Annotated in this window: 3 protein-coding genes and 1 pseudogene; 1 reads left to right on the forward strand and 3 read right to left on the reverse strand. The window is 54.8% G+C overall.

What is annotated here, in order from left to right:
- Positions 1-64: 64 nt before the first annotated feature.
- Entirely contained in the window at positions 65-322 is a 258-nt protein-coding gene (locus QZ377_RS12470; RefSeq protein WP_291441551.1) for a hypothetical protein, read from the forward strand.
- Positions 323-637: 315 nt separating this feature from the next.
- Here the strand turns inward: QZ377_RS12470 and QZ377_RS12475 are convergent, their stop codons facing one another.
- From QZ377_RS12475 to QZ377_RS12485, 3 genes and pseudogenes are all read right to left on the reverse strand, one after another.
- The gene (locus QZ377_RS12475) at positions 638-1,663 is read right to left on the reverse strand and encodes an HAD family hydrolase (protein ID WP_291441553.1); all 1,026 of its coding nucleotides are present in this window, start codon (positions 1,661-1,663) and stop codon (positions 638-640) included.
- Positions 1,664-1,925: 262 nt separating this feature from the next.
- Positions 1,926-2,140 (reverse strand): annotated as a pseudogene (locus QZ377_RS12480) (IS3 family transposase); the annotation flags it as partial.
- Between the two features lie 138 nt (positions 2,141-2,278).
- Positions 2,279-3,868 (reverse strand): autotransporter outer membrane beta-barrel domain-containing protein, encoded by a 1,590-nt coding sequence (locus QZ377_RS12485; RefSeq protein ID WP_291441555.1) that lies wholly within the window; start codon positions 3,866-3,868, stop codon positions 2,279-2,281.
- Positions 3,869-4,022 lie beyond the last annotated feature (154 nt).

Raw genomic sequence — 4,022 nt, forward strand, 5'->3', positions numbered from 1 at the left:
TTGAAAGCCCTTTATGCTCAGAGCGTAAAGGGCTTTTCCTGTTTGTGCGGATTACAGTAGCACCTTGGACCAGGTCGAATCCTTCAGATGGCTGCTCCGCAGAAAGGCCCGCATTGATCCCCTGCGCGTTTTTAAGGTGCCGGTGCTTGAGCGCCAGTCGTTCAGGGATCCGTGCGATCGGTCTGCCACATTGCTTGCAGCGGCGGCTCCGGTTCCGGGCATGCGCGTGATTGCGACGGGCAACGTCAACCTTGTCGATACCATGCGCGAAGAAAGTTTTCGGTCGGACCTGTATTGGGGCGGCGGTGTTCCATTGCCGTAAATGAAAGTACAGGCCGAATGACATGTATTTGTCGTTACGGCTTTCGGACCCGTCATTTTGGCGTACTGCCAGGGCCGCGTGAGGTAAAAGCAAACCGTTGGCAAGAGGACATAAAGATTCATACTGCTCGGGATGTAAATATCTTTGCACCCGGGCCACCAGCAGGTAAAAGCTATTTTTAAAATGGGTTACAAGAAAATATTTGATATTGAAAGAAGCCCGGCCTTGCAGGGGGCTGCAAAGCCGGGCTTGGATAGGAATGGTGCGACAGGAGTGCGACTGGTGAGGAGTTTTAGTGTCGCTGCTACCGCAACGTTATTTTTCAAATGCGAAAATCTTTTTCCAGTCTTTTTTCATGCTCACGATCACCCACCCTTCTTTTTTTCCAAGATCGTACATTTCCTGGGAAAATGTCCCTATTGCGCTGTACGGCAAGCCTTGGGCAGGGCCATAGGCGTATTCGCGTTCGGCATCGTCATGCAGGATTGCGACAGAAAGGCGAAGCCCGGGGCTGTTTTTGACATACTGCAGCGCCTGTTGGTCGTCAGCCGAAGAGTTGCCGAACTGGGCACGAGGCGTGCGCCCATAAATCATGTGAAAATTCTCAATCTTACCGGCCTCCATATTGTCCAGGGCCAGCTTCGGGGTGCGAATCAGCTTTGGCTTTCCATTAACAATTTTGAATTCAAGCTGCTGCGAGCTGCCTGCGACCTGCTCGGGCGGGATTCCGTAAAACTGCTGTGAGTAGGGAGTAACGAAGCCCGCGTTGCCCCCTGTTGCAATGAATGTGCGGTAGCCGTTGGCGCGTAAAAGCTTCAGTACCTCCTGCATGGGCAGGTAGGTCATATCAATATACGGCCTGTTCCAGCGCGGGTGGCGTGCGGTCTTGAGCCAGTCATTGACTTCCTTGCTGAGCGTTTCTGGCGTCATGCCGCTCAAGGCCAGCACCGCCGCTTCGATAAGCGAGCGCTGGCTGAGTGCGCCGATCTTGGCAGCGTCCTTTGACAGAATCGCGCTAAAGACGGGCTGCTTCGCCAGTTCTGGATGGGCTTTTACCAGAGCGGGGATCCTGTCGAAAATGAACTGAAATTCGGCATAGGCCGGTTGCTCGACCCAGAGTGTACCGTCCTGGTCGAAGGCGGCGATACGTTCTTCAACCGGGACAAAGTCGGGACTGCCGGCAGTTGTGGTACGCGCCACGAATTCGAGGATTGCGCTTTTTGCAGGCCCGTCATTCCAGGAAGGCAACGGGTCGGTCTGGGCATACACAGTGGTTGCGGTTAGCCCGAACGCTACCATTCCGGATATGGCAAGGCGTAGAATAAACTTGAACGGAGACATTGGTACCTCCAGAAAGGTGATGGCAGATAGTGCATGTCAGGAGTGTAAACTGCTGCCGATTTTATATGAACAGGGATCCTCTTTATCACTACGGCGAAACACAGGGTATCCGTGCCGGAAGGCCAGCAGCATGGATAGGGACGGGCACAGGTCGAGAAGCCCATTGACGTTTTCCGGCAGGGCCGGGATGCATGTACCCAAGCTACATCAACCAGGACAGAAACAATGCAGATTTGAAACGCAAAGCATATTGCCCCATTGCAATAATATCCTCCAAGGTACGGTTTTCTAGGCTCAATCCAGCGAACATCTGCTTACGCCGAACGTTTTCGTACTCAAGCTCTCGCATACGCTTGATGGCAGAGACTTCCATACCACCGAATTTACTCTCCAGGCGTAGCGCGTAGCGTTGCTGTACTCACGGCAGATCTCCTTGGCCGTGTCAGCAACTTCAACCTCTTTGAGGATATTGATGATCTGGCACTCTGAAAAGTCAAGATTTCTTCATGTTTGCCATCGTGGACGGGTTTAGCAAAAAACTCCAGCCAGGGTCGACTACGCTACGCGATACTTATCATGTGCAAGTCAGCGGGATTCTGCTGAAGGCAGAGCGTCTTAAAAGTCATAACGCAGACCCACCATGCCCTGATGCGCCGTAGTAGTTTTACCCGCCAGCAGCGAATATTCCAGGCGTAGTTCCGTGCCGCCGCCCAGGCGAACGCCCGCGCTGACTCCCAGGCCGAGGTTGTCTCTGTCCAGGCCGTCCACCGGCGCGGTAAAGCGGTTGGCTTCCGGATCCAGCACGAAGGATGAAGCCGACGTACCCCCTGTATCACCGCGCAGGCCAGACCAGTAAGCTTTGAGGCCCAGGTGCATGTCGTCAGTGGCCCACACCCCCTCCAACCCAGCCTGTAAACGGTGAATGGCATTGCGGACACTTTCGTATTCCAGACCGTAAATGTCGGCTCTTTCGGAGTGCGATGAATTTTCACTATAAAAATAGTTCCAATCTGCAAAAGGGCGCAGGGCGTAATTTTCAGATGGCGCGAAGCGCCGTCCGATGCTGGTGCCGAAGTTCAGAGTTTTGGAGTTATAGTCGCTATGGTATTCACTCTGGTGAACAGTACGTTTCTGTTTAAAATACATGCCGCCGTAGGAGGCATTGAAGCCGACCTCAACGTCCAGGGGCAACAACATGCCTCCGTAAAAAATGCCGGTGGCGCCGCTGCCGTTTACTTCCGCGTTGTCGCTGTCGTACCGGGGGTAGTCCAGTGACAAAGCCAGCCCCATGTATAAAACTTCGGTAAAAAAATGGTCAAAACCAAAGGTGACGCTGGCTCCCTGCACCGTATAGCTGCTGTCGCCCTGATGACTCAGGTAACTATACGAAGGGGCCACCCACACGCCCCCGCGGGGTGTGCCAGCCTCCCATCCGCCATCGCTGAGCGAGAGCCAGTTGACAGAAGCGGCAGCCGGGCTGGCGCCTGTCTTTATGGGATCGCGGGCAAATCCGGTACTTGTGGCGAAGGGCTGCTCCTGCGACCAGAATGTCCCCGTGTTGGCCTCCGGTGTACCCAGAAGTGACAGCGCCGTGCTTTGTGCTCCAACGCTGCCAAATCGCCTGACCATGCGCGTTCCCACGGCGTCCAGACCGGGTGCGCGCGCTGTCAGGGCCAGTTGCGCGTTACGCGCGTCAGTGCCGCCCCGCATATCGTTGAAGGCTGCCCTCGTGGTGTTGACCATAAGAGCACCCGTGGGCGCATCCCAGTATAGTCCGTCCCATTGGTAGTCAAAAGCGCCCATAGAAAAATTACCGGCCGAGGGGAGAAGAGCGGGGTCTGTGGGCATGCTTTGTGTGAATCGCAGCACGGCATTGCCCCCCTGGGCCAGTTGGCGGCCATAGCTAAAGGGGGAAGGTGCAAAGCCGATGGCAGATCCTGAAGCCAGGGTCACGTTGTCCCCTGCTTCAATGATGCTGGCGTTGCCGTTGTTGAATTCGGTTAACAGGCGGGTTTGGTTGTCCATTCTGAAAGAGTGAACCCGCATGGTCCCCGCATAGTTCAATTCACCCCCTGCAAGGCTCACGTTAATGCTTTCCGCCCCCAGAATATTGCCCCGGTAACGCAGGCGAAAATCCGTATCCGATGAACCGGCCAGGGCTTTGCCGTCGCTGTCAGCCATACGGCCGAAGGTCAGATCGGTCATGTAATTTGATAATGAACCAGGCAAAGAAAAGGCGGCGGGGGTCCATCGGGAAATGATGTCGCCATGGATAAACGCGCCGTTCAAGACATTGATGTTTTTTACATGCGCGCCCGGCCCAATGTATAAAGCAATGGGTCTGCCCTTGTAGTTGACG

It is taken from the genome of Desulfovibrio sp. (assembly GCF_019424165.1).
GTDB lineage: Bacteria > Desulfobacterota > Desulfovibrionia > Desulfovibrionales > Desulfovibrionaceae > Desulfovibrio.